This is a genomic window from Dysgonomonas reticulitermitis, from assembly GCF_054601275.1.
The window spans coordinates 1-26,089 of record NZ_BAAHWU010000032.1; the positions used below are offsets into that span (position 1 = coordinate 1).

The following is a 26,089-nucleotide window of genomic DNA, read 5'->3' on the forward strand; positions in this document are numbered from 1 at the left end:
ATATAAATGACGACATTCTGCTCTTTCGGATAGGAGCGGACAGGAGATTTTATGTCAAAATACAGGGATGACACCTCTAAGAAGCCCATAAAGATAAGGGGGGGCTTAGTTTTTTAGAGGAAAGGTACTAAATAATAAAATATGCAAGGATTTCAGCAACTTTTTAACCTGCTTTTAAAAGACATCAAAATTGAATTGGATGATGAGTTTGACCGCAATTTTGAACGAAAAGCATTTTTCAACATAGCGTGGAAAGCTGCCAAACATAACACTATTGGATCACTGCTGATGCGCACTGGTGCATTGCGAGAATCAATGTTTCCTTCACAACTGAATGGCAACACAATCACATGGACATCTTCATTGCCTTATGCAGACATCCAAAACAGTGGTGGAAAAATCACAGTGACACAAAAAATGCGTGGATTCTTTTGGTACAAATACCGGATGGCAACAGGTGGAAATAATAAGAACCTGAATGCAGAAGCATTGTTTTGGAAGGCAATGGCACTGAAAAAGGTTGGATCAGTCATTGTGATTGAAAAACGCCAATTTATTGGTGATCATCCACAGGTTCACACTACAATTAAAAACACGGCTGATGATTGGATGGCAAACGATCTGAAACCGTTTATTGATAAACAATTAAATGATATGATCAGATGAAACAGATGGTTCAAAACATTCAGGACAGGTTGGTGCAGAAAGTGCCAGCATTGAAATATGTGGATCAGGATTGGGGGCAAATGGATTTTTGGCGTGAACATCCGGTGAAATATCCGTGTGCATTGATTGATGTTCAGTCTGCTGGTTACACAAATGATGGCAATTTCATCCAACGTGGTGTGGTCACAGTGGTGATCCGGTTATTCGACCTCAAACTATCCAACAGTAGCCAAAAAGCACCGGACAATCAAAAAGAGAATGCCAAAAAGATTTGGCAACTGATAGAGGACGTAAACAAAGCCGTTCACGGTCAAAACTTTTTGCAGGAAGGTTATGGACTACCTATGCGCACCCAAATGCGAAGGGCAAAGCGTGAAGATGGTTGTTATCAAACAGAATTATATTACACCATAGGGTTCACGGATGAAACCTGTGTTCCTGTGCCAGTGACCACACCTGTCAGACCATTGGTGACTGTCAGTGTCGCAAAAGTATAGAAACGACAAAAGCCACCTTTTTCCGGTGGCTTTTAAATATCGTTTAAATGGTATTTATTTATAGGAAGGTTGTGATGTTTCGGAAAAGTATATTTGTGAAATCTTAATTGGCTGCTGATCCTTTATAACATCATAAACATTTTGTCCATATTTGCCTTCTATGTTGCCACTTTCCCAAACAATAAGACAACGTTGACCACCGCCAATTTCCATTTTTGCAATGCCATCTGATCCGGCAACACCTTTGGTGGTATATGTAACCTTTTTATTTTCAGTTTTGTGTTCAAACACTCCTTTGCCTACATAGTTATAATTCACATAGTCTGAAAAGTCTTTGAAATGATATATTTGACTGCCAGCATCAGGAAGATAGTTTTCACCGGACTTGTATTGCATTTCTGCTGAAACTTCAATTTTGTTTCCATCTGATCCACCACCATTGTCATCATCATCACTGCATGAATTGAAAGACAGTGCAAAGACTGTCAGAAATAAGAATAGTAAAGTTTTTTTCATAATCGGTTTATTTATAATCTGATGTAAAATAACAAAAGTTCCCTTGAATGACCAAAGGAACTTTCATTTTATCTAAAAATTAAAACAAAGTTGACCATCACAGATGTCACCATTTGCCAGTTTCATATAACGCCAAAATGTTCTTTCACTGATGTAAAATTCAGGATAAATATGGTTTCTATACGCTTGCAATTGACACTTCTGCTGGTTGCCTGGTTCAACTTTTTCATCAACAATCTTTTTCACTCTCTTTGCTCTATTCAAAACGTTCACATTAACTGCCATAAGTCCGAAAATTTATGTTTACCTTTGTAGTAACCAGTTACAAAAGCCTGATAGTTTCCGGACTTGATGGCTTTTACTTTTTTAGGATGTCGATAGCATTTTCTTTTCCAACTTCAAATCCTGCATCATATCCTTTTTTATATATATCAGCCAAATATTGTTCAACTTTTAATGTTTCTCTGATTTGTTCAGCAGGTGTCAATTTTCCTATACTGGTAAGCAAATCCATAAAATCATTGAACAACTTTTGTTTTTCGACTAAATTCAAAACTCCATTCATCTTCAAAACAATTTAGGTTCATTATTCTTTATTTTCTTAATCATCACATAAGCCAGTGACTGTGATTCCCAATTGATCAACGGTTTGTTTTTGTACATGTCACGCAACAAATCCTGTGTGGTTTTGGCTGAATATCCGGTGTCCATCCATGCCATCCAATCATTGATCTGATTGATAAATACTTTTTTCACACCCACCACTTCAACATCACATTTGTATTTCTTTTTCAGGTACATTTTGAATTTTGCACCGACAAAATATTTCCGTTCATTCCACAACCGGATGGTGGTGAAGAAATCACAATTCAACTTTCCGTTCCAATTATGATTGAAGTTCAGTTCATCCATCACACATCCATTGCTCGATCATAGGCACAATCATCACATATTGGATAGGTGCTATCATCATCATTTAATTTATATCCATAAGGATCAATTCTATATCCAACATCTTCTTTTTCTTCATCACAGAAAATGCAAGTCAATAATATTTTTTCTTCCATCTTTATTCAATTTTAGGTTCATCAGGTTTCCACCTGATCACGACATCTGCCATAAGTTTTCCAGTTCCATTGCAACGCTGGCATTTTTCTGTTTCGGCTGGTGCTATCTGCAAATGATCTTCAAACACTTTGATATATCCATTGTCACATGATGGACAATCCATGCCAGTGAACTTGAAATGTTCTGCATCCTTTGGTTCAAATAACTTTGGTTCTATAAACAGTGTATATTTTCGATCACTCATTTCTTTGCCATTTGTTTTTGCAGGTTATCAAAATGCGTTGTCATCCGTTCTGATGTCATGTTTCCACCTTTGTCATAAAACTGACTGTTGATGCTGTCCTGTGCGCCTATTTCGCACCGTTCATCAAAATACAGGTCAAACCACTTCATCACCTTTGGAACGTCTAAGGATTCATAAAAATCACCAAATTCACCATTGACAGCTTTTTTGAAGATCACATGAACATCTGCAATAGTCATGGCAAAATGTTTGGCAACAACTTCCATTGCAATGGTGTCAATTTGCTTTTCAGTCAACGGACGTTTCAGGTTCACCAGTTCAGTCAATTCAATCAGGTACAGTTTGATGATCCGTTCTGTTGCTTCTGATCCATAGTGTGTCCGTATCTTTGCCAGTGATGGAAATTTGGATGGATAGTCATGTGCTATCTTCAACGCATCATTCACTGTTTTCACTGTCACCAGTTTCCGGTTCAGTTTTTCAGGATCATAAACCGTTACGGATTCTATCTTTGTAACTTTGGCTAATTCCTGATTGTTGTTTTCCTTTTCCATTTTTGTTGATACTTGCAATAATTTCGTTTAACTTGTTATTGATCACAGGCAGGCTGAATTGATTTTGTTTGTACCAGTCCGGCAGATTTTGGATCAACACTGTGAATGAATCCACCACATTGTCATCAGTAGGAAAACTGATCATGTGTGATAATTTATCAATCAGTTCCTTCAATGCCCTTCCTTCTTTGCCTTTGAATACATAAGTAAATCCAGTTTCCTTAGTATAGTAGTCACAAAATATCTGCTGACAACGATTGAACACCGTTTGCTGCTTTTCTTTTGTGTCCGGTTCATATTCCACACCCAAAGCAAAGGACAGCGCATGTTTTAACGTTGCCTTTGTTGATTTTGGGTTGCTCAGGATGTTAATTGCTTGCTGTCTGTCCATCAGATTCTACAATATCAATCCACGTTTGTGTGATTTCTTCCTGAATATCTGCATCAATTTGGTCAAATTCATCACCGATGCCTTTACGTCCTCTTAAATCACTAATTATTTTGGACACAATTATTTCTGCATTTCCCATCATTCACCTTCCTTTCCTTCTGCTGAATATGGGAACACATCCATGATTGCTGTTTCTGAAACAGATATGAAATACCAGTCAGCCATTGTGCCTTCCATTCCTTTTCTGACCACTGCCAGTGCTTCATCAATATCACCAGCCTGTGCCAACATCTGAACCTTTGTGATCTTTTCTGATCCTGATTTTTCATCCAGTGTGGTGAAAGCAACCTTTGCCATGAAGAAACGATCACCATTGTCATTGAAAAACAATTCAGATATTTTCTTTCTTCCAACTGCTGCAATCGTAAATTCACCACTGATATATGGTTTCAATTCTTCAATTGCACGTGCTTCTGCTTCTGTGAATGAAAGTGCATCCAGCAAATAGGATTCAGTCACTTTCTTTTGCATTCCATTTTCCAACGTCTTTTCATACGTGGCTTTTACTTCAAACCAATTGTGCATAATCTTCAATTTTATAGGGTTATACTTCAACACTTTCTTTTTTCAACTCAATGAAAAATGTTTCATCCTGCTTCACGCACACACCAACTTTAGTGAAAAGGGTTGCAACATCTTCTTTGTCACGATCTGCCAACAATTTGTCTTTGGCTGGTTCATCAACGGTGCGCACATACGCTGGCAAAAATTCCTTCAACATATTTGTCACCGCATTCCATGTAAAACCTTTCAGTTTATCCAGTTTTGGTGTTCCAGTACGGAAACCAATTGTTCCATGTGATGTTTCCATGCTTTTCTTTTTGCTGAATAACTGGTCTTTGTTTTCAACAGAATAGTTTTTGATGGTTTCCAATGCTTCATCACGTTTGCCAGTCAGATCAGTCAACTGATCTTCAACTTTCTTTCTTAGGTCTGTGATCTTCACATCCAGGTCTGCATTGATTTTGCAGATGCCTGCATCAGATGATGCGTAAACCGCCAACGCTTCCTGAAATTCACTTTCTGTGATACCTGTTTTTACTGTCACTCTTTTCTTTGCCATGATTTAAACTGTATTTAATTAGTATTGAAATTGATTTTAAACGCTACATAAAAAGGTCTGTGACCTTAAATGATATGATCTGTCTGTCCGTATGTCACAATTGGGCTTTCACCTTTCATCTGACAATATTTGATTTTCAGTGCATTGTAAATATTTACAATCTTTGACCAGGTTGCCATGCTTTGTGGAACTGAAAGCAACCTTTCACACTGATCAATCTGTTGTTCCACCTCTCTGATTGTCAATTGTTTCTTCATCTAATGTTATATTTGATAATACCTGATTCACCCATTCATTTGCTTCTTTGTTTTTCTTTTCACCGAAAATCCGGTATAAAGATTTCAGTTTCTTTAATGGAATATTATTGAAGTGATCCACCTGTGCTGCGTTGCATGCAACCGCCTTCACATATTGCATGGTTGCTTTTCGTTTGTTGAATTGTAGATAAGAGAACAACACGGCAATCACACGTTTGCGTGCTTTGTCCAGTGCATCCACTTTTTCATTCATCAAAGCCTTCTTCATCTGGATGTATTGCCAATTGTGATTCAAATACATATCTGACAGACTATCTGTTGCACCATCCGTGTATTCGCTAACAATACCAGCACGAATCACTTTTTCATACTTCCTGTCAAAGTCTGCCAGTGTGCTGACATATCCGAAAAACCATTTGTGCGGATTATATTTTGGTTTAGTTGTTTTCATAATTATTTTTGTTTTACATGTCACAAAAGATGGAACATTCATAGCTTTTTAGCTTACCACCTTTGTCTGTTGGTTTTAATTCATCCAGAAATATTCTTTGTCCTTTACGTCTTACCAGCTTGCAACCAATACATCTGCTTTGTGATGCCCTTTCTTCATATACTTCTGGCACTAACTTTCTAATCAAATTCCAATATGTAGGGCTGGTTGCTTTTACACAACCAAGACAGTTTGCGTTTGGCAGACCTAAACGATAGGTCAAAGGCACTTCTATTCCTTCATTTATAAGCACATTAAAGCAATCCTGTTTGGTGTATTTACCATCAATCAAAGCAGGAATGACATTTGAACGTTCACGTGTGGTGAATTTGATATGCCTGTTTAATTCGTCATGCGTAAAGCCTAAAACATGAAAATCAATTTCATTTTGCAATTCAAATTGATACCTGGCTTCTTTCTTCAATAACATAGTGCAACATGCACCTTCATTGCCAGACATGTATTTTCGTTTGTCAAAAACTTCTACAATTGAAGCATTTGGAAAATCTTTGTTTTTGGCTTCAATTATTGGATGATCCAACCAATTTTGAATGTCATCTTTGAATCTCAAATTATCATGGTGTTCTTCCTTGATAGGATTATTCACCAACAGAATAGTGTTTGATTCTTTATATTTATCAATGATCAATTTTGCAGCAACAGCAGATGCAGCACCACAACTGAACCAAACAGCAATTGTTTTATCTTCTATTTGTATTGTTTTCATACATTTTTATACATTCAAATAAATAATTCGCTATTTCTGGAATCACTGCATTTCCACAATCTTCTATTCTCGTTTTGTCCAATTGTTCGGAAAACCCATCATCCATTCGTATAGATTCATTGATTGTTCTGCTGTCATACCGTTGAGTTGGCATTGATACAGCGTTTTGTCCTGATGCCCGTTTTGATAATACTTTATGTAACTGTCTAAAGATTGAAGTACGATTAACGCATCGCTTTTCGATGGTGTAGGCAATGCCATAAATTCGTTCTCTTTTGTGGTTATACCCAAATTGCGAAGCCTGTAAACATTGCCATTCACACACATACCCGATTTTGGAAAGGTCGCATAAGACGTATTCAAGTCCACGAGAAAGGAGCATTGGGCTGTTTTCAAAAATGATGTGTTTAGGTCTAACTTCCCTACAAATTCGCACCATTTCAACCCATAGTCCACTTCTTTCACCTTTGATTCCATAATTTCCACTTTCATAAAGTTCTTTGTTTGAATTATTTGCAATTGATATATCTTGACATGGAAACCCACCAGAAATAATGTCCACATAAGTTGGATGTATCATTTGTTTCACATCCTTATATTGAATTGAGTTTGGAAAATGCCTTTTCAATGTTTCTCTTTTATGGTCCTCATATTCACAATTCCATATTGTTTCAATACCTGCCATTTCTGCACCAAGTTCAAAACCACCAATGCCGGAAAATAAACTTCCGTGCGTTAAATCATCCACCATGATATATTTCACATTTTTCTTCATCAATAACCAATTCACCACCACCGCCAAAACGTGATGTCACAATTGCCTTCAATCCAACTATGTGGAAAATTGTGTGTGCCATCTTCTTTGCGTGCTTTGCCAATGCAGGTGCTGGTTCTTTTCTTTCTTCGTGTGCCACAAAAATGATCAGTTTGTTAGGCAATGCCTTTGTCAACCTTTTTTTGATCTCTGATGGCTTCATTTCGTCTGCATACATTGTCAGATTGTCGATCACGATAATATTTGCACTGCGTTGTTTGCTGAATTTTCCAACAATACATTCCGGATCATCTTTGTCATCCACATTTGGATCATCACTGAACATTGGCATATATTCATCCCATAGTATATCATCAGCAGTGGTGATGCCTGCACGTTTCATTGCAGCCTGAAAACTATCTTCCAATCCCTCTTCTGCTGATATGTAGTGGACACGTTCAAAGCGTGCCAGTTCCTTCACCATTTTCAAAGTGAACCATGATTTGCCATTCTTTTCTGCACCATACACAATCCAACAACCTTTGATTGTAGCATTGCCAATGGCATCTTTCAATGCAGAAGGCAGCAATTCAACTGGCTTTCCTTTCCGTTTGTCAAATACATTTTTAGTTGTTTTACTGCGTGCCATATATCAAATCACTTCAATTGGTTCATCATCCCATGTCAAATTTTTTCCGGTCAATTTCTTGATTGTTCCTGCTGGCAAAGCATCAATATTGCCAACATCATCAAGCAACCATATATCTGTTGTCCTGATAGGTTTATATTCATACCTGCATTCAGAACCATCCAAATCAACTGCGTACCATGCCATAATTCAATGTTTTTATGCGTTATGTAATATCAATAAGGATTCTGCACGTCTAAGTCCTGAAATCGAACCGTTGATGTCAACCAATGATTTCTTCACCAGTGTGTTCAATTGTATTTTGTCGGTGATGTTTGCAGAAAGCACATCACGAATCAATTTTTCATAGAAGGAATATTTTTCATATTTTTCAGTTGGAACAATGGAACTGAAATTTTCAGAAAAGCGTGAAAACAGTTCAGCAAAATAATCTTTGTCTTTGCTCACACCTTTGGCAATCTTATTGCGTAAAGCATTAGCACCTACCATGTACCATCCACAAAAACCTTCTGTTGCATTCCAATATTCCTGAACCAATCCAAGTGCATCCTTTTCCAATGCACCAGCTTCATCCAGTTCCACCACTGGTTCATCCAGCAATGACAAATAATATTTGGTGTTTTCTTTGATCTCATAAATCTTTCCTTTCAGTTCCACACCAACAGCACGTGCCAACGCTTTGATCAGTTCATTTTTAGTTTTGCATTGGGTGCAATCCACATAAAAGCAGTTTTTCACTGTCTTTGATAAGTATTTCAATGTGAATGTTTTGCCAATACCACAATTGTCCACAAATATTCTGCTTTTTGAATGCTGTTTGCAGAACAACACCTCTTCACGTATCTGCATGAAAACATCAGTTTCCACCGGATTCCATTTACGATCACTCAACGACACACGCAATTCACGTCCTAAACGCAACCAATCACTGTTTGACAATAGTTTTTCACGTTCACCTTTTTGCAATCTGCTGAAAACAGAAGGGTTGATGTCCATTGACCGTGCAAACTGTGCATCCGATCCACCGAAATTGTCACGTTGTGCCAATAATTCCTTCACAACTGCATCTTTGAATAGGTTTGTAATTTCCATAACTATCTTATTTTTATTTGTTTATTATTAAAATCTATCAATTAAAGACCGTTTAAATGATGATTGATTTGCATTTATAATCACATCATCTTCACCATCCACATTTGCCAGCACTTTGGCAGGTTCTGTTGATGGCACATAGTTGTTCAATCCTGGAATCTGAAAGTTGTTGTTGATGGTCACAGGTCGGTTGTCAATCATTGTGATCTTTTCCAATCCGTTCTTTTGTCTGCGTCCAAAACTGTCAATTGTGTTTGTGTATTTCGACATCAATTCACGGTTGATCATATCTTCTTTGGTTTGCTCAATCCTTGCACGGTTGTAGCCTGGTTGTTCAATAGCTTCACAGATGAATTGATCACCAATGTAGATGTGTGCTTTCAGCACTTCACCAAAATTGTCATCCAACCAGTAAATGTCCACATCACGTCCTTCAACTTGCATCATCATATTGATAAGTTTGTCACCTGTGCAGATCACACCATCCAATCCCAAAAGGAATTTTGAACGTCTGAAATTCATTATTCCGGCATTCACAGATGATGATTCCTTCATTCCTAAATATGGAAGGATGCCATGATAGTTGATAGGTCTTAAATTTGGATTTTGCATTGCCAGGAACACATCCCAACGGCTCATGCCTTTGATTTTGCTGTGTTCTGTATTGTTCCAGGTCTGAATGTCGTGCAAACATCCCTGTACTATTTCATCATAAGGAATTAGTGTTTTTTTGTCGGTGCGTGCCTGGTTTGCTTCACTTATCGCAAACGGACGTGCCAACCAGCCTTCACGCTTCTTTTCATATTGGTATCTCAAAGGTCTGTAATATTGCTCAATACGCTTTCCACGTGCGTTGTTTGCTTCTATACGCACATATTGGAACATGTTGCCTTCTTTCAGGAATGTATCTTTGAAGCTGGCATTTAAGTTCAATTCACCTTCCAGTTCTGCTGGCAACGGTAAATTCCATTGTGCATAATTGCGCACCATCTGTCTGTAAAACTCTGTGATGATACCTGCTTTGTCTTTGCCCCAAACCCAGCATGTGAACGCTTCTGATCCCAAATCAATGCCATTATAGAACCACATACGTGTTCCAGGCAGATATTCAAACACTGGCTGTCTGTCATCAATAGAAATGATTGAACTGGCAAATTTTGGTTGCAATAGTCGGTGATAAGGTTTGAACAAAGCCATGTATTTTTGTCTGTCACCACTACGTGCCAGGAATGTTCCAATCTTATTTTCCCATTTTGATAAATGATTCCAAACAGTTGCCACACTCAATCTGCTGAACTCTTTTGGATCATATATTTCACTAGTTTCTTCATTGATCACTTCAACATAACCGGAAACAAAACCATCATAAGTCTGTGCAACTTCTGCATAAGTAGGTTTGTGATCTATTCCGGCAAACATATAATTGAGCAATTCAATGTGCCTGTCATCCACTTTCAGCGCATTGGCTTTTCTATATCCTTTGTGTATTAGGCATTTATATCCGTTTTTCTTGTAGTCGTTGTATTTTTCACGCAATCTGCGTTCATTTTCCGGCAAAGTGTGTCCGGTTTCTTGTTTGAATAGGTTTGATTCATTGATGATGGTTGACCAAATGTCATTCACACGTCCACGCAATTCTTTGCGTATTTTGTAGCGCATTTCATAAACAGTTCCAATGGTATTCAACACAGAAGCATTGATTGTGTATTCATCAATCTTTGCACGGTCTAAACTGGTATGATCATCAAATTTAAAACGAGTATAAAAGTCAAATGCAGCCATGTCACGCACATAATGCTTTTCAAACAATGTCTGCTGTGTCAATTTCGGTGCTTTGCCCCAAATGGCAACAATTGCTTCCTGCCATTTCAATGGCAATGAATCAAAAGAAACCAGCATTGGTGTTCCTGGTGCTTGCAATCGGATACGTGTGATCTGTCCACGATCAATCCGTTTTACAAATCCACTATAAGTCATTAGGCACAAACTATCTTCATGTGCTTCATATCTTTTATCACCAGCGAATAAAAAACGCCCCTGAACGCCTAAAACGTTATTGTGATATTCATATGGACTTTCTTTTTTCATAACTTCATTTTTGCTTTTTGTGGATGTGTCAGGATTCGAACCTGCATCAGTTAATTTCTTTGCGAGAAACCCCAATAGGGAGATCAACCCCTAAGACAACCAGTCTATTTCACACCCTGTTGCTTATCTTTCTAAGCTGTCTGTTTAGTTATTTACCCATTGCACCAAGTAGTGCAGCCAATCCACGTGGAAAAGATGATGATGGTGATTCACCACCAATTATTTCGTTTAAACCTGCTGCCATCATTACAGCTTCTTTTAGGTGTTCATCTTTCATCATTGCGAAAGACAGGATTGTTGCCATACGTGTCACAGTTCCACATGCAGCAGTGATACTGCTTTGTTTTTCATCATCTTCTGTGTCAAATACTGAAAGAATAATCATTGCATTATTCTTGTTTTTTCCTTCTGCAACCATGTTAAATAATTCAGTTGCCATTCCTGTGATCGTTTCTTCTTTTTTTCATAATCTTTTGTTATTAAATGGTTTATAATCAATTAGCACTTATATGCTTTTGTACTTCATTTTCGGTCAATGTGCATGGACTGCCATTGAAATGTTTTTTCACCGGATGACACGGAATGAACATGTAGTTGTCATCAGTCATGCCCCAATAAATTGCTGTTACTGTCTTGTTTTGGTCAGTGTATTTGTACACATCACCAAACTTCAATTGTGTTGTTGTCATGCTTCAATAAGTGTTTCACGTTGTAGAATATCATACATGTCAATTGCATCTTTCATGATTTTTTGCGACAATTCGGTATTTCGCTCCTTATCACCTTTCATTACTTCACGCACATAGGTGTTCGAACACTTATATTTCCGTGCAATAGCATCAATTTTTAAATCTTTAATTTCTTCACTTGTGAAAGTTTTTGTTTCCATGTTTAAAACTATTTGGTTTATATTCTATCTTTGCTTTAATCTTTGCAACAAAGATATTGATAATTATCAATGAAAAACAAATAAATCAAGATAAAAATCATGACAGATAAAGAAAAACTTATTAAGTATCTTGAATATAAAGGAATTAGTAAGAATCAATTTTATACAAAAACAGGCTTTTCAGTTGGCTTTTTGGATAAAGGGAGTAGTTTGGGAGTAGATAAATTGAAAATAGTCATTGATAATTATCATGATTTGAACCTTGATTGGTTTTTCTATGATGATAGTGAAATGCTAAAATCAGAAGATAATGCACATATATTGCCTTTAGAAATAGAAAAAAAAGAATATAAAGAAGAAACACGCCCACGCATTCCAATGGATGCAGCAGCAGGATCACTCACTGCTGCTGATGGCATTACTATTGATGATTGTGAACAATTGCCAGTTATAAAAGCGTTTGCACGGTATGATTTCACCATATTTGCACGTGGTGACAGCATGTTTCCTGAATACCATTCAGGTGATGAACTGGCATGTTTATACGTTAAGAACACAACATTCATTCAGTGGGGGTGTTGCCATGTATTAGATACAGTTCAGGGTATTGTTGTAAAGCGCATTTATGATGATGGTGAATATATATTGTGTAAATCCGAAAATTCAGAATTATTCAAAGATTTCAAAATACACAAAACAGAAGTCTATAATATAGCATTAGTGATTGGACTGGTACGCAGATATTAATACAATTCAATTATATGGAAAAGAAAAAATTACCTAAAGGATGCAGCATTGCTGTTGGTGTCATTGTTGTGATATTTGCTATTTATATAGCCGTTAAATTGGTTTCGTGGGTGAAATCTCCTGTTGAATCAACTAATATAGATTTTTCACAACAGTGGTCTTCCATGACCTATGAAGAAAGGAGTGACTTTCTTATAAAAGCCATTGAAAGCAAATCATTTGTTAATGCAACAGAAGCCGAACATGCTGTGCGTGAAGCCATAAAAAAAGAATTACGCAATCCAAAAACGGTTTCATTTATTTGGTCACCAACGATATATAATAATGCACCTAATGTGGTTGAAGCTGATTCAGGTTGGATGTATGTTCCATTTAAGTGTAATGCTAAAAATGATTTTGGAGTGGAAAAGGAAATAATGGGATCGGTCACATACAAATATGTACCTGAAACAAATTCTTTAGCCATTCACCGATGGGATGTGAACCAAAACAACTAAAACGAACGCACACATACATTTTTAATATAGTTCTTTTGTTTATTTATACATAATCGCCTAAATAACAGCTATATGTGCAAATATAATTTAGGTGTATATGTTAGATTATAGGTTAAAACTTAAAGTAAAACATTGGCTTTTGACTGCATTTATAGTCATTATTGGTTTAATCTATATGTGTTTTTATCTCGCTTTTTGTCCACCTGTTGTCCACCAGTGTGTCCGTCTGTGCTGTTTTTTGATACTTTTTCAGGCTATTTTAGACATAAATTGGCTATGAAGCAGAAGCCATTGAATGCACTTTAAATGACTTTTACATCCGGTTTAAATAGTAATTAAATGCCTATTTTAGCGTAGTTTCAGCCGTTTTCGGCTATATTTGTAGGGTGGTCTACAAAAAAGGTGCATAATAGCACCCCTTTTCATATTGCAGTCACCATGCAATCCACATAAAATGTACAATTCATTTTTAAACAGAAATGTGCGCAAATATCATCAAAACCCTTATGAATAAACGATTTAAGATCATTTTGTGTGCGGAAAATTTTGCGCCTTTTATTCTTTATACCCTAATAATATTACAATTTTATATTTTCTAAAACAAAAAAAACAATTATTCAGGTTCAATCTCCCCCTGCTGACGCGGACTTCTAGTCCGTGTCTTGCTCGGCTTCTACTTCTTCCAGATCAACGTCAATCCGTCCCTTACAGGCAGGATAACTTTTTCCACCCGGTCATCTTTGGCAATCATTTCGTTGAATTTTTGTATACCGATAGTTTGCTTGTCGGACGGTTTCGGCGTTTCCAGGACATGGCCGTCCCACAATGTATTATCTGCTATGATCAACCCACCCGGGCGGACTTTATCAAATATGAGTTCGTAATATTCGATATAATGTCGCTTATTAGCATCGATAAAAACGAGGTCGAATGTACAATCCAGAGAGGGGATAATTTTTTCCGCGTCGCCGATATGCAAATGTATTTTGTCTTTCAACTTTGTCTTATGAAGATACCTGAGGATAAAATCTTCGAGTTCGTCATTTACTTCTATGGTATGTATTTCCGCGTCATCTGCCGCCCCTTCGGCCATACAAAGGGTGGCGTAAGCTGTATAAGTGCCTATTTCCAAGATATATTTCGGTTGTACCATCCGGCAGAACATTTTCAGCATTTTACCCTGCAAGTGTCCCGAAAGCATACGGGGTTTCAGGAGGTTTACATGCGCATCCCGGTTCAGTTGTCGCAGAAGTTCCCCTTCGGCGTCGATGTGAGAAAGAATATAATTCTCTATGTCTTGGTCTTTATCTAATGACATTATTATTAATTTGAAAATTATATTATTGTTTTACTTCTACCCATTTTCCGGTTGTCCGGCTTTGTTCGCCCGGTTCGTACATGGCTTCGCAGGCAACGGCAGGTAAATAGAATTTACCACAATAGGCAGCTTGCAACCTGATGCGGAACGACATCGAATAACCTGTGCCTATATTGAAATAGGTATAAACCCTGTCGTCGCGTATATCCTGATAGTTATACGAACCGGCTGTGCTGGTATCTGTTTCGTTAAACAATCGTTGATTGAAAATCTCCCATCCCGAAGCAAATATCTGGTTCAGTGCCATATCGGTCAGATACTGACCCGATACGTTCTGTGCTATAACATTTGCGTAGAACTCGGTTCCCTGTTTCAGAGAAGTTACATCCATCTCTTTACCGTTTTCGTCTACATAGCGTACATACAGATGTACCCCGTTGTTGACGGCCGGAGTATTGTCCACCAACGGTTGTGTGCGTCCCAACAGGCGGACATATATATCACCTTGCCCTTTATTCTTCAGGGTAATATTGACTTTATCCTGTGGTTTCAGTTGTATCTCTTGGAATACGTCACCCGAATTATTGGCTTTTTGAGGCGTATCGTTCAGCGACCAGTCGAAGGAAATTACTCCTTTGCCCATTGCTTTAGCAAGTTTCGACATCGCGTATAGCCCGAACGCGGCAGTCTGCGTAGAAACATAGCTGTCGCTAAGAGCTTCGGATACTTTAAACGATAGTTTCAACGCTTTCTCGGTTTTGCCTAACAATAGATATGTTTCCATAATCATCGCCATATCGCGAGCCGGGCTTCCGAATGTATTATTATTGAACGAATAGTTATCTACCACGTCATTTGCATTATTTGTCAGCTGTATCGCGGCGTCTTTCTTTCCTGCTACCGCATAAGCCGCAGCCAGTCTCCAACGTGCCTGTACATCCAATCCTGCCATCTCTTTCAAACGGTTCATTGCTCCCAGTTCCGGTTCTTCGGCCAGAGCGAGCGTGTACAGACGGTATGCTTGCTGCAAGTCGTACATCGAATAGCTGTAATATGAACTATAAATATTGGTACGGTTCCATGTCTGTGCTGTCTTTTTCTGGAATTGTTTCCACTTGTTCAGTACCGATGTAGGAACGTCCCATCCCGCGCGCTTGGCTTCTACGAGGAAATGTCCCGCGTAGCTGGTGGCCCATTCGTTCGGATAGCGGTCGCCCGGCCAGTAAGCGATACCTCCGTCGCCAAGTTGACGTGAAGAAATCATTTGTATAGCTTGTTTCACTATCTCGCCCATCCTTTCTTTTTCTTTGTCGGTAAATGGACAGAAGTTCTCGACATAGAGTAGAGGGAATCCTCTTGAAGTTACCTGCTCGGTACATCCGTGAGGATAGTAGCGCAGATATTCCAGATTCTTGCTGAGGTCTACGCCCGGCATACGTGAAATTTCCAATTTAGCCCAGTCTCCGTCTTTTATGTCATCGAATGTCAGGCTTAGATGTGACGTATCGTTTGGTGAAACAAATGCTTCTGAGGTCATCAGTACCGGAGGATTTGGGTTTCGTACTTCTATATCGATGGTTTCAGTAGCCGATTCTCCGCCACCGCTGGCTTTGATGACTACTTTTTCGTATCCGGTTTTCTTACCCACTTTTACTTTGAAGTAAACCATCTTGTCTCCGATTTCGGTAAATGCTACCGATTTGGAAGTACCGTCAGTAAATTGGAATAAGCCGTTGGATTGTACGGTTAGGTTTACATTCTTCACTTTCTTATCCATCGCAAAAACATTGACAGGAAGAAGTATTTCTTCGTCAGGCCCTGCAACACGTGGCAAGGTAGACAATATCATCAACGGATTTCGTACAGGAACAGTCTTTTCAGCATTTCCGTATGCTCCCTTTTTACTTCCGGCAACAACCATCACGCGTACCGATCCGAAATAGGATGGGAGTGTAATCTTATGGTTGTCTGTTTTGCCTGCACCCAAAGTGAACGGCCCTATATATTTTACCACCGGTTTGAAGCGGCTCATAGCGCTGTTCGCAGGTTTCAGGGCTTCGTCGCCTCCGATGCTTAATAATGGTCCAAGTTTTCCTGTTTCGGCTCCTACTACCATGTCGAACATATCCCATGTGCGAACGCCTAATGCCTGACGGGCATAAAAATCTGTCCATGCATCCGGTGTTTTAAATGCTGTCAGGTCGAGAAGCCCTTCGTCAACAATAGCTAGTGTATAAGTCATTTCTTTTTTGTCTTTTTCAGAAATGGCTACGCTAAATTCTTTTTCAGGACGGAGTTCATCCGGCATTTTTATAACAGGGGTTAGTTTTGTATCCGGATTCTCTACATTTGCATTCAATACGCCATACATTCGGATAGGCAGATCATTGTCTGTCTGAGCATGCGGTTGAAGCTGGCTTGCAAATATATAGAAGTTCGGAGCCATGTCTTCTTTCACCTTGAATGTGTATTTAGTATCTTCTTTAGCGCTGGTTTTCACCCATTCTTTCGCGATAATGCGCGAACCGTCTTCGATGGAAACAAGTGTTCTTCCTTCCGAGCTTTTCGGCAGGATAACGGTAACGGTTTCACCTACTTTATATGATTGCTTATCGGTAGTGAACGAAAGCATAGTCAATCCGCTAGGATCGTCTTTCTCTGAGCGTCCACGCCATGAAGGCCAGTCTACATAAAGTATTTTACCCGTGATGTGTCCTCCTTGTTCATCTTTTACCATTACCAGATAGCGTCCCCAATCAGGATAATCGACACGGAATTTTACAGTGCCTTTTCCACCCGATGTGGATATGGTCTGATCCAATATGACCTTTGTGGATGTATTGTTTATATAGGAAGAGAGGTTATCATTCGAGTTCCACCACCATCGCCAACTGATCTTATATATCTTCACACTCAGGTTCGAACGGTTTATAGGTTTGCCCTGAGGTGTAAGCGTCACAATGTCGAGTATATTATCCTTGTCTGTTTCCAGCCAGCTGTAATCATTTTCTGTCGGATACTTTACACCGACATAAGCAGGGAACGGAGAATAGGCCGCTGTTTGCGAATAAATGCTGGCATCACCTCCCGATTCGAATACCCGCGATACAATATTAGCGCGAAGCATTCCCGGCGCGCTTGCCGCCTGAGGCAGGTTAGCTCTTACAGTCGAGTTACCCGAAGCATCGAGGCTTCCGTCGAATACGGTATAGGTATCGGATGCGAAATTAGACGCGGGGTTATTGAACGTGTATTTTTCGTATCCACTGAATGGGGTGGATGCCCTGCTCAAAGTCATTTCCACTTTGGCTTTCAGATTGCTTGCCGGAGCGCCGTGCAGCCATTGGGAAGACAGCCCCGCGGTGAATGAACCTGAGCCTGCGTCTATCATTTCACCTGCATCGAGGCGTACCTTCAGGCGGTTTGGTTTAACCGTTTCTATCTTCAATGTCTTGGAGAATGTTACGCCGCCTATCTTCACCCGTGCCTGCCAATTTCCTGTTATTGCACTTGGATCGGTCGCCATGCGGAAAGCGTAGAATCCGTCTTTACCCGATGTGGAAACATGGTGTTGAGCCATCTGCCCACGAGGATTGTATAGTTCGAGTGATACAGGATGGCCTTTCGGAAGAGTTTGGTTTTTATCTTCGAGTATGAACGTTACAAAAATGGAATCGCCCGGGCGCCACACGCCACGCTCGCCATAGATATATCCTTTCAGTCCTTTTTCTATTTCTTTTCCGCTTACATCAAAGTTGCTCAGAGATAAAGACAAGTTGGATGTGACTTTCAGATACCCTTTTTCCTTACCGTTCGTTGCTATTACGGCGAATGGTACACCGCCTTTGTATTCGATGTCTGCAAAACCGTCACCATCGGTTTTCCCACTGCCGATACGCTGCATCTGATAGTTATATACATCGACTGTCGCACCCGATATTGGTTTGGTGGTTAGTATATCGGTGAGAGCAAGGAATATTTTCTTTTCAGAGCCGAGCTTGGCTGTCATACCGATATTGGAAGCCAGTACGACACAATAGGACGACTTATTCATATAGAAAGAAGCGTCGCATGGATTGTTGCGTTCCTGCCAGTCGTAATCGTCCCAATCCCACTCGTCAGAATAATAATATCCCGGTGTGTCCCACTGGGTCATATCTTCATCGGATACTTTATTGTCGAATCGTTCTAAGTCGGCGCCTTGTGGTATTTGGGGTACAGCACCGGCGCAAGGATAGAGCGAGTATTCTTTTTTCATTGTAAACTCGATGCGATACACCGATCCCGGATCTTGCTTGATCAGTGTTGCCAGATCGAGTGAGAATGTATTCCATTCGTCAAGCTTAATAGTCGGATCTTCGTCCAAGCGTATGCGTTTCTTGAGAATAAGTCTTCCAAAACGTTTAAGCTCGCTGCTTTCACCAAAATCATTAGCTTGTAAATATCCCAGAATATTGTTCTCGTATATTTTAACGACCTTTACGTCTACCGCCCACAGGTTTACGGCTTCGAAGGGAACGGTCAGGTGTTGTGAGTTGGGCAGGATATTACCTGAATTAGTGATTTTAACTTCAGGTTTGTTTTTCTCAAAGTTTACGCTGAATGTATAGTCTTCTTTGAGCGGACGATTTTCAAAGTTTTTCAGCTCTTTGAATATTTGCAGGTTTGTACTTGTTCCACGAGTGGTTTTATCCAGATATATCCGGAGTACATTTTTTTGATTATCGAATGAATAGCTTTCGATATTTCCCGGTTTAATAAGTCCCAGTATATTCTGATTTAGAGATAACGGATCGCTAAACGTAACGCGGATACATTCCTGAGGGATATATTCCATGTCTACGTCGACCACTTTGAAGTCATTGATAGCAGGTATCGTGAATTTAATATCGTCGTTTCTTTTGGCGTTTATCGCCGACCCATCTACGTGCAGGGTATATTCTGTTTCTGATTTATCCCGGTAAACACTGTCTATAACAAGGCTGTAGCGTCCTTTTGTTTCAGTGGGTACTACTTTAATTTTAGCGTCTTTAGCTTTACCTCCACCCGAAAGAGATAGCATCTTTTGCAGATTTTCGGGCGTTGCGTCGTCGGCCAATGCTATTGTCCCCTGTACGGTATTCCATGCCAGATCATTGTCTTTCATTTGAGTGTAAGGTTGCAGGCTTACATTGAAATTTTGCTCTGGTATGCGGAAGAAAAAATAAAACTCGCTGAAATCTTTATCTACCTGAAGCACTTTGTCCAGCTTGAACCGGACATCGTATTCCTCTCCCTGTTTCAACTCTCCGGGTTCGGGTACAAACTTGATGGTACGCGAACTCGTCCAATAGGCTTTTCCTTTGACAGAAGGGGAGAATTTAAAGAGATCCTGATCGATTTCTTTGTTAAGTTCTATCGACGGAATGTCTTGTGTCAACTCAATTTGAATCTCGGACGATGATGATATCTTACCGGAAGTAAATGCGGCAATATATCTGGCAAATTCCGGATTGATTTCTTTGTTGCCTTTACTCTTACATGAGTTTAGTACAAGGAGGCCCGTTAGTGTAAAGATGCTGAAAAATAGATACTTTCTCATAAATAAGGTGGTTTTATGTAGCTAATATACAAATATATAAGTTTTATTTAATATAAAATGTTTCTGATATATATAATATTATGGACTAAAAAATAGTGCAAAATCCATGATAAAAGGACATGCTTGCTCTTTTATTGGTTAATTAAAGTTAAATAATTCATCTAATATTTTGATTAATTATCTAATAATTAGACAATTGATTAAATAACCATTTTTGATATTAGTACCATGTATTGCATGGTACTAATATTTATTTATATATTTGCAATGCAAACATCATTGCATAAGATGATAGTAGGTTATGGAAAATATTTTAAAAATTTTGTAACTAAAAAAAATCTTTTTCGTCTTAATAATAGAAGGAGTTCAAAACAACAATTATAAAACAATAAAAAATAATACATCATGAAAGCAAGAATTTTAACATCCGTATTAGTAGCAGTTTTCGCAGTGTCAACAGTAGTGGCCGGTAATCCAAAAACAAATATTTATAGCAACACAGAGCATAAAGAAAATGGTTGTACAAAAGAGTATATAACTATGGATAGCGAACTGAGGCCAGAAAAAAAGACTATTTATGAATATGTCGATGATTGTATGCTAGAGAAATCAACTTATAGGTGGAACTCCGAAAAGGGATGGGTTTCTATACAGAAATATACTTACGAATATAACGAAAAAGGCAAGCCAGCTAACCTGATTTACACAGAATACGGACGGAATGGCGAATTACTATCGGCAAAGCAAGTCGAAGTAAATAAAGATAGCTTACTGATAGCGGGCAACTGATACATACTATTTTCTTCATACACCAAAAGGCTCCGTACTGTGACAGGCGGGGCTTTTTTTTTATATTTGTGGACAATTAGATATTAAAAAATGCAGTATGCTCGATACAACAAATATCGGTTTGGTTCTTGAAGGCGGTGGTATGCGCGGGGTATTTACCTGTGGCGTTCTCGATTATTTTATGGATAAGAATATTACTTTCCCTTATGTGATCGGGGTTTCGGCAGGGGCTTGCAACGGGCTTTCGTATATGTCGAAACAACGGGGACGGGCTAAATACAGTAACATCGATCTTCTTGCAAAATATAAATATATCGGCTTGAAGCACTATATCAAGAAAGGAAATATTATGGATTTCGATTTGCTTTTCCATGAGTTTCCCGACAATATTATACCTTACGACTATCAGGCTTATTTTACTTCTCCTTTCCGTTTCGAAATGGTAACATCAGATTGCCTGACGGGAAAAGCAGTATATTTTGAAGAAAAATTGAACAGGGACAGGGTAATCGATATTGTGAAAGCTTCGAGCAGTTTGCCTATTGTGTGCCCGATAACTTATGTAGACAATATCCCGATGCTGGATGGCGGAATTTGTGACTCCATACCGGTGGTACGCGCCCAAAGTCAGGGCTATAAAAAAAACGTAGTGATTCTTACTCGTAATAAGGGGTACCGCAAAGAAGGCAAGGACATTAAAGTGCCGTCTTTTATTTACAGGAAGTATCCGGCTATGCGCGAGGCTTTGGGCAATAGAAATAGCCTTTATAATTCGCAGCTGGAATTGATAGAACAACTGGAGGATAGCGGAGATGTGTTTGTAATCCGTCCCGAAAAACCAATTCTGGTAGACAGGATAGAAAAGGATATAAACAAACTCACAGCCCTCTACGAAGAAGGCTATGAGTGCGGTAAGCTTATCGAAAAAATGAAATTTTCTTTATAAGAGAGAATTACCTGCCTATATAATCTTGCAGAGCTTTTACATATTTATCGAATGCTTCCACTCCTGCTGATGTTATCTTACAAACAGTACGAGGCCTTTTCCCATCAATAAACTTTCGGACTTCAATATATCCGGCTTCGCTTAATTTTTCTATTTGCACACTCAGATTTCCTGCCGTTGCGCCTGTCTTTTCGCGGATAAAAACGAAATCGGCTTCCTCTACGGACAATAGTAATGATACTATTGCCAGTCGAAGTTGCGAATGCAGTAATGGATCCAGATCTTTAAACATTTTCCCCCGCTTTTTTATTTGCAATATGTCCCGGTATAGACAATCCGAGGATAGCACATATTCCTAAAACGATAAACTGGTAAGCGCCTGCATGTAGTAGATAACAAACCACACAAGCCAGCGCCCCGCTCCAAGAGATGAATGATCCGTATAAATATGGCTTGAAACGGCAAGCTACTGATGTAATGTATTGTGCAGCCCCCATCATGGTAAGGATGATAGGTGTGATAAGAATACCCAGATAACTGGAGTTTATGGCATATGCTGTGCCATAGGTGGAGATTAATAGAATCCCGATCGATATAGCAAAGGCATTCCATATACTAGATGCGATTTTATCAATATGAGTTCTTACGGTAGATTCTCTCTGATGTTTACGGCTTATAATACCGGATATAATCATCATCGGAATCATGGTCAACCATATCCAGAAAGATCGGTTGGGATCTTCCATCGTGCGTATCAGTATGAAGTTAGCGAAAGCCGTAGCAGCAACTACATAGCCACAGAATATACCGGAATTGGTGCTTCCTTTCTGAAAATTATTTCTGGCCTGGTTGATCATCTCATTGATCAGTCTCAGGCTGTCTTGTTCTGTAAAATTCTTTTCCATTAGTTCAGGAATTATATTGTATTAGTAGAGAGTAGTTAGTAGTCAGTAATTAGGTTTTTCCTTAACTCCTAAGTTGCTAAGTAGCTTATAACTACTTAACTGCTTGACTCCTTTAACTACTGCTTGACATTGTTTACTTACATTTTTCTGATATCATATTCAGGAAATATTCACCCCAATATGGTTTATCCACAGACTTTTCTGCTTTTGCATAAAGCTCTTTTGCTTTGTTCATTTCTGCACAAAAATCTTTTCCCGACCGGAGACCTTCCGGTAAATTCTGCTCGAAAAATGCTGACAGGTATACTGCTCTCGGATTGTCAGGATTCTGTTCCAGAGCCTTACTAAAGCTAATGTTTACATTATTGAAATACTTTTGGCCGTTAGTAGCCGGATCCAGCATTATCAAAGCCATATAGTAGTATCCCAACAAGGTATTCAGTTCCGATTTGTCGGCTTTAGCATAAGAACTAAGCTTGTCTAAATTTGTTTTGGCATTCTCTAATGCCTTTTCATTCTTTTGTCCCATATATACCGACAGTATATCGGCATAAGCCATGTAGTAGGGTGGGAGCCATTCATCGGTATACATCATGGATATACGTTCGAACTGGTTCCGCGCCGACGATAAATCCTTAACACTCTTAGCCGAATCGATGGTCGCCAGTCCTTTTTCCACGGCTTGTTTATATACGGGGTTCGACTGAGCCGATAATCCCAAAGACAGTGTAACCACTGCAATACAAAGATATAATTTAAACGCTCTCATAATAAAATATTTTTAGAGTTAATGATTAATGTCGATTAAGTTTAGGTAAAGAAATAATTGCTGTCTGCTTTTTTGTCATGCTGAGGTTACGAAGCATCTAAAAATTTGTTGTTCGAAGATCCTTCACTATCGTTCAGGATGACAAGACCTTTGTTATAAAAGTTATTAAAAACCAGATACATCATAAGCTGCCTTTCCGCTGAGGGAAATAAAGAAGCCGATGAAGAAAAATTGTTTCTGATACATTTTCACAGGTTTGCTTTCATATTTTCCTTGTGCATCCGGTACAGGGTTATAATTGTATCCGAAGATATTCTCGCGTCCGAGTATGTTTGATGCGCTTGCGTAAATAATCAGCTTTTTGTGAGCCAGTATGGTCCAGCTGAAATCCAGAGTGTTGTATACCGGAGTTCTTGAGTTCATCATTCCTTCTTTGTTAGGGTCGTGATAAGGACGTCCGCTGGCAAAACGGTTTGTAAGGCCGAATATGCTTTTTAGTTTTTGATTCGAATATTTAAGTATGATCGAGGCATTGTGTTTTGTCAGGTAAGGAGGCATTACCTTATCTGAATAATCCAAATATTTACGCTTCGAGTCGTTGAACGAATATCCCAACATATATTCTAACATTTGGTTCTTCCCTTTTACTATACCGTCTTTGTACAGCAAGTCGATACCTTTACTGTAACCGTTTCCGTCAGATTGATACGCTCCTTCCTGTAAGGTGGTTAGTTTATTGTATTTTTTATAATATGCTTCAATTCTGAATACTCTGAACTGTGTGATGGCATTCTGTGCGCTCAGCACATATTGAGTTGTATTTTCTTGTGCCAGATTTTTATTATATATCAGATAATCGTTGTTCGTTGTCTGTTGGTATTTCCCGATAGCGCCGGATAATGTTATATCCTTTATGTTGTAGTTCAGCGCTATGCGTGGGAGTACAGCCCACGATTTGTCGAGCGTGGTATATTCCAATCGTGATGAAACGTTTAATAACAGGTTGTAAGTCAGATTGAAATCGTTGGTTACAAATAAACCATTGATGGAGTGGTTTACTTTCCGGTTGACATCATCGTCCGACTTGTAAGTTATTTCATAGCTTTTTATCAGGCTTTCCATTCCGACTCCTAATTTGTAGAGTGATGAATATCTTTTGCTCGCTTTTGTTTTCAAATGCAATTCCGTTTCATCCGATTTAAAGGCATCGTTTAGAATTTTTGCATTCTTTATATTCTGCCTGTTCCAGGAGAAAGCCGCTCCGGCAAAATAATTGAAGCCCGATTTGAATTTTTTGTTGAAAGTAGAGTTCAGATACAGATTATCTTCATCAAAGTCCAGTTTACGCTGAATGTCATCAAAAAGCCCTGTTTCTTTCTTCTTAAATGTAGTTTTATTGTAAGAGAAAAATGTTTTCAAATAAGTCTTATCTCCAAGTTCCAGACGTATTTGGTTCGAAGCCTGCAAACCCTGATAATATTTATCCCATTCAGGTTTTTCGGATGGAAACAGAAGTTTGCTGTAAGGCGCCATATTAGTATAATTTACTTCGAAAGAAGCAGATCCCTTATCCCATGCCTTAGTTCCGCCCGTTCCCAAACCGGCACTCATAACACTCAATCCTGTCTTTGTTATTGTACTTTCATCTTTGGTATAGAGAGGAAGTACACTCGACAAACTTTGCGAATATTCTGACGAATAACCTCCCATCGAAAAGTTGATTGTTTCAAAAATGAAAGGTGAGAACACGCTTCTCGACGTTGTATTGGCAGGCATGGAAGTATAAGCCTTCATCACATGCATTTCGTCGATATAAGTCTGTGATTCGTGGCTGCTGCCTCCTCTTACTTGCAGCTTTCCGTCTGTTCCCCCTATCTGCATGCCGGGAAGCAGGGCGATAGATTTATAGAGGTCGCCTTCCGATCCGGCTGTTGTAACCAGTTCTACTGCATTTGTTTTCTCCATGTTAGTTCCTTTGAGCTGGTAATTACCGGCGCTGACGACTACTTCTTTCAGGTTGGTCAAATCGTCTTTCAATATAATTGTCAGATTATTCAGTTTTGAAATATCTTCGGTTATAGAATAAGTTTTATATCCAACAAACGAGGCCTTCAGGGTTGCTGTGCCTTTTGCAGTTGTTTCAAGAATGAAAGAGCCATCCTCTTCCGAACTGGCGCCGTCTATTGTTCCTTCGATGTAGATATTGGCATAGGCAACCGGATTTTTTTTATTATCCTGCACTACTCCTTTTATATGGGATATCTGGGCGAATATTCCTGTTGTCAGAAATAACAGAGCGATAAGGCTGATGGCGGATAAGCGTATCATAATGGGCAAGAATTAGTATTTTTTTATTTTTGAATAATTAGATTACGACGTAAATATAAATTAGTTTATGATATAAACCAAATTATTTTATAAAATAAATTATGTCTGTTCTATTTTTTGAAGCATAAATGGAAATAAACTCTTTATCTTACGATAATAAGAGTGTTTTGCTTATATTTATATGCGATATTAATTCTAAAGGAT

The 26,089-nt window shown here is 38.8% G+C and carries 32 protein-coding genes; 6 read left to right on the top strand and 26 right to left on the bottom strand.

Annotated features, from left to right (window positions below; genetic code table 11):
* Nucleotides 1-141 precede the first annotated feature (141 nt).
* A complete protein-coding gene (locus ACYPZI_RS11330) occupies nt 142-666 on the top strand; it encodes a phage virion morphogenesis protein (protein WP_459601642.1) in 525 nt (174 codons plus the stop codon).
* A complete protein-coding gene (locus ACYPZI_RS11335; RefSeq protein WP_459601644.1) occupies nt 663-1,163 on the top strand; it encodes a hypothetical protein in 501 nt (166 codons plus the stop codon). Before ACYPZI_RS11330 ends, ACYPZI_RS11335 begins: the two co-directional genes overlap by 4 nt.
* Nucleotides 1,164-1,217: 54 nt before the next feature.
* On the opposite strand, the gene ACYPZI_RS11340 is transcribed toward ACYPZI_RS11335, so the two are convergent.
* The 20 genes from ACYPZI_RS11340 to ACYPZI_RS11435 form a co-directional block, all read right to left on the bottom strand.
* On the bottom strand, nt 1,218-1,679 hold the full coding sequence (locus ACYPZI_RS11340; protein WP_459601646.1) for a hypothetical protein: 462 nt from the start codon (nt 1,677-1,679) through the stop codon (nt 1,218-1,220).
* Nucleotides 1,680-2,037: 358 nt separating this feature from the next.
* Nucleotides 2,038-2,244 carry a hypothetical protein gene (locus ACYPZI_RS11345; RefSeq protein WP_459601648.1) on the bottom strand — a complete coding sequence of 69 codons (207 nt, stop codon included), beginning with the start codon at nt 2,242-2,244 and terminating at the stop codon, nt 2,038-2,040.
* A 2-nt stretch (nt 2,245-2,246) separates the two neighbouring features.
* Nucleotides 2,247-2,591, bottom strand: a complete 345-nt coding sequence (locus ACYPZI_RS11350) for an ASCH domain-containing protein (protein ID WP_459601650.1) — start codon at nt 2,589-2,591, stop codon at nt 2,247-2,249.
* A complete protein-coding gene (locus tag ACYPZI_RS11355; RefSeq protein ID WP_459601652.1) occupies nt 2,591-2,746 on the bottom strand; it encodes a hypothetical protein in 156 nt (51 codons plus the stop codon). Before ACYPZI_RS11355 ends, ACYPZI_RS11350 begins: the two co-directional genes overlap by 1 nt.
* Nucleotides 2,747-2,748: 2 nt before the next feature.
* Nucleotides 2,749-2,991 (bottom strand): hypothetical protein, encoded by a 243-nt coding sequence (locus tag ACYPZI_RS11360; protein WP_459601654.1) that lies wholly within the window; start codon nt 2,989-2,991, stop codon nt 2,749-2,751.
* Nucleotides 2,988-3,545: a hypothetical protein gene (locus ACYPZI_RS11365; RefSeq protein ID WP_459601656.1), complete on the bottom strand. Its 558-nt coding sequence runs from the start codon at nt 3,543-3,545 to the stop codon at nt 2,988-2,990. Before ACYPZI_RS11365 ends, ACYPZI_RS11360 begins: the two co-directional genes overlap by 4 nt.
* A complete protein-coding gene (locus ACYPZI_RS11370) occupies nt 3,478-3,936 on the bottom strand; it encodes a hypothetical protein (protein ID WP_459601658.1) in 459 nt (152 codons plus the stop codon). Before ACYPZI_RS11370 ends, ACYPZI_RS11365 begins: the two co-directional genes overlap by 68 nt.
* A complete protein-coding gene (locus ACYPZI_RS11375; RefSeq protein ID WP_459601660.1) occupies nt 3,914-4,078 on the bottom strand; it encodes a hypothetical protein in 165 nt (54 codons plus the stop codon). The genes ACYPZI_RS11370 and ACYPZI_RS11375 overlap by 23 nt, the downstream gene beginning before the upstream one ends.
* Nucleotides 4,075-4,521 carry a DUF4494 domain-containing protein gene (locus ACYPZI_RS11380; RefSeq protein WP_459601662.1) on the bottom strand — a complete coding sequence of 149 codons (447 nt, stop codon included), beginning with the start codon at nt 4,519-4,521 and terminating at the stop codon, nt 4,075-4,077. The genes ACYPZI_RS11375 and ACYPZI_RS11380 overlap by 4 nt, the downstream gene beginning before the upstream one ends.
* A gap of 19 nt (nt 4,522-4,540) precedes the next feature.
* Nucleotides 4,541-5,059 (bottom strand): host-nuclease inhibitor Gam family protein, encoded by a 519-nt coding sequence (locus tag ACYPZI_RS11385; RefSeq protein ID WP_459601664.1) that lies wholly within the window; start codon nt 5,057-5,059, stop codon nt 4,541-4,543.
* Nucleotides 5,060-5,272: 213 nt separating this feature from the next.
* Nucleotides 5,273-5,767: a hypothetical protein gene (locus tag ACYPZI_RS11390; protein ID WP_459601666.1), complete on the bottom strand. Its 495-nt coding sequence runs from the start codon at nt 5,765-5,767 to the stop codon at nt 5,273-5,275.
* Nucleotides 5,768-5,780: 13 nt separating this feature from the next.
* Nucleotides 5,781-6,533 carry a hypothetical protein gene (locus ACYPZI_RS11395; protein WP_459601668.1) on the bottom strand — a complete coding sequence of 251 codons (753 nt, stop codon included), beginning with the start codon at nt 6,531-6,533 and terminating at the stop codon, nt 5,781-5,783.
* Nucleotides 6,508-7,308 carry a DNA cytosine methyltransferase gene (locus ACYPZI_RS11400; RefSeq protein WP_459601670.1) on the bottom strand — a complete coding sequence of 267 codons (801 nt, stop codon included), beginning with the start codon at nt 7,306-7,308 and terminating at the stop codon, nt 6,508-6,510. Before ACYPZI_RS11400 ends, ACYPZI_RS11395 begins: the two co-directional genes overlap by 26 nt.
* Complete coding sequence (locus ACYPZI_RS11405) at nt 7,274-7,936, bottom strand: hypothetical protein (RefSeq protein WP_459601672.1); 663 nt, start codon at nt 7,934-7,936, stop codon at nt 7,274-7,276. Before ACYPZI_RS11405 ends, ACYPZI_RS11400 begins: the two co-directional genes overlap by 35 nt.
* Nucleotides 7,937-7,939: 3 nt before the next feature.
* Nucleotides 7,940-8,122: a hypothetical protein gene (locus ACYPZI_RS11410; protein WP_459601674.1), complete on the bottom strand. Its 183-nt coding sequence runs from the start codon at nt 8,120-8,122 to the stop codon at nt 7,940-7,942.
* A 12-nt stretch (nt 8,123-8,134) separates the two neighbouring features.
* A complete protein-coding gene (locus ACYPZI_RS11415) occupies nt 8,135-9,028 on the bottom strand; it encodes an AAA family ATPase (RefSeq protein ID WP_459601676.1) in 894 nt (297 codons plus the stop codon).
* Between the two features lie 27 nt (nt 9,029-9,055).
* Complete coding sequence (locus ACYPZI_RS11420) at nt 9,056-11,191, bottom strand: hypothetical protein (RefSeq protein WP_459601678.1); 2,136 nt, start codon at nt 11,189-11,191, stop codon at nt 9,056-9,058.
* A 73-nt stretch (nt 11,192-11,264) separates the two neighbouring features.
* Nucleotides 11,265-11,555 carry a hypothetical protein gene (locus ACYPZI_RS11425; protein ID WP_459601680.1) on the bottom strand — a complete coding sequence of 97 codons (291 nt, stop codon included), beginning with the start codon at nt 11,553-11,555 and terminating at the stop codon, nt 11,265-11,267.
* A 55-nt stretch (nt 11,556-11,610) separates the two neighbouring features.
* Nucleotides 11,611-11,805 (bottom strand): hypothetical protein, encoded by a 195-nt coding sequence (locus ACYPZI_RS11430; protein WP_459601682.1) that lies wholly within the window; start codon nt 11,803-11,805, stop codon nt 11,611-11,613.
* A complete protein-coding gene (locus tag ACYPZI_RS11435; RefSeq protein WP_459601684.1) occupies nt 11,802-12,005 on the bottom strand; it encodes a hypothetical protein in 204 nt (67 codons plus the stop codon). Before ACYPZI_RS11435 ends, ACYPZI_RS11430 begins: the two co-directional genes overlap by 4 nt.
* A gap of 99 nt (nt 12,006-12,104) precedes the next feature.
* Between ACYPZI_RS11435 and ACYPZI_RS11440 the strand changes: the two genes are divergently transcribed.
* Both ACYPZI_RS11440 and ACYPZI_RS11445 read left to right on the top strand, forming a co-directional pair.
* Complete coding sequence (locus tag ACYPZI_RS11440) at nt 12,105-12,752, top strand: S24 family peptidase (RefSeq protein ID WP_459601686.1); 648 nt, start codon at nt 12,105-12,107, stop codon at nt 12,750-12,752.
* Nucleotides 12,753-12,766: 14 nt separating this feature from the next.
* Nucleotides 12,767-13,249, top strand: coding sequence for a hypothetical protein (locus ACYPZI_RS11445; RefSeq protein WP_459601688.1), 483 nt, complete (start codon nt 12,767-12,769; stop codon nt 13,247-13,249).
* A 673-nt stretch (nt 13,250-13,922) separates the two neighbouring features.
* On the opposite strand, the gene ACYPZI_RS11450 is transcribed toward ACYPZI_RS11445, so the two are convergent.
* Complete coding sequence (locus ACYPZI_RS11450) at nt 13,923-14,567, bottom strand: O-methyltransferase (protein WP_459601690.1); 645 nt, start codon at nt 14,565-14,567, stop codon at nt 13,923-13,925.
* A 22-nt stretch (nt 14,568-14,589) separates the two neighbouring features.
* Complete coding sequence (locus tag ACYPZI_RS11455; protein ID WP_459601692.1) at nt 14,590-20,148, bottom strand: alpha-2-macroglobulin family protein; 5,559 nt, start codon at nt 20,146-20,148, stop codon at nt 14,590-14,592.
* Nucleotides 20,149-20,553: 405 nt separating this feature from the next.
* On the opposite strand from ACYPZI_RS11455, the gene ACYPZI_RS11460 reads away from it, so the two are divergent.
* Both ACYPZI_RS11460 and ACYPZI_RS11465 read left to right on the top strand, forming a co-directional pair.
* Nucleotides 20,554-20,937 carry a DUF3836 domain-containing protein gene (locus ACYPZI_RS11460; RefSeq protein WP_459601694.1) on the top strand — a complete coding sequence of 128 codons (384 nt, stop codon included), beginning with the start codon at nt 20,554-20,556 and terminating at the stop codon, nt 20,935-20,937.
* A gap of 97 nt (nt 20,938-21,034) precedes the next feature.
* On the top strand, nt 21,035-21,883 hold the full coding sequence (locus tag ACYPZI_RS11465; RefSeq protein ID WP_459601696.1) for a patatin-like phospholipase family protein: 849 nt from the start codon (nt 21,035-21,037) through the stop codon (nt 21,881-21,883).
* 7 nt (nt 21,884-21,890) lie between these two features.
* Here ACYPZI_RS11465 and ACYPZI_RS11470 read toward each other — a convergent pair whose 3' ends face one another.
* From ACYPZI_RS11470 to ACYPZI_RS11485, 4 genes are all read right to left on the bottom strand, one after another.
* On the bottom strand, nt 21,891-22,175 hold the full coding sequence (locus tag ACYPZI_RS11470) for a winged helix-turn-helix domain-containing protein (RefSeq protein WP_459601698.1): 285 nt from the start codon (nt 22,173-22,175) through the stop codon (nt 21,891-21,893).
* Nucleotides 22,168-22,788, bottom strand: coding sequence for a hypothetical protein (locus ACYPZI_RS11475; RefSeq protein ID WP_459601700.1), 621 nt, complete (start codon nt 22,786-22,788; stop codon nt 22,168-22,170). Before ACYPZI_RS11475 ends, ACYPZI_RS11470 begins: the two co-directional genes overlap by 8 nt.
* Before the next feature lie 133 nt (nt 22,789-22,921).
* Nucleotides 22,922-23,557, bottom strand: coding sequence for a hypothetical protein (locus ACYPZI_RS11480; RefSeq protein WP_459601702.1), 636 nt, complete (start codon nt 23,555-23,557; stop codon nt 22,922-22,924).
* A gap of 165 nt (nt 23,558-23,722) precedes the next feature.
* Entirely contained in the window at nt 23,723-25,885 is a 2,163-nt protein-coding gene (locus ACYPZI_RS11485; protein ID WP_459601704.1) for a TonB-dependent receptor, read from the bottom strand.
* Nucleotides 25,886-26,089: the final 204 nt, after the last annotated feature.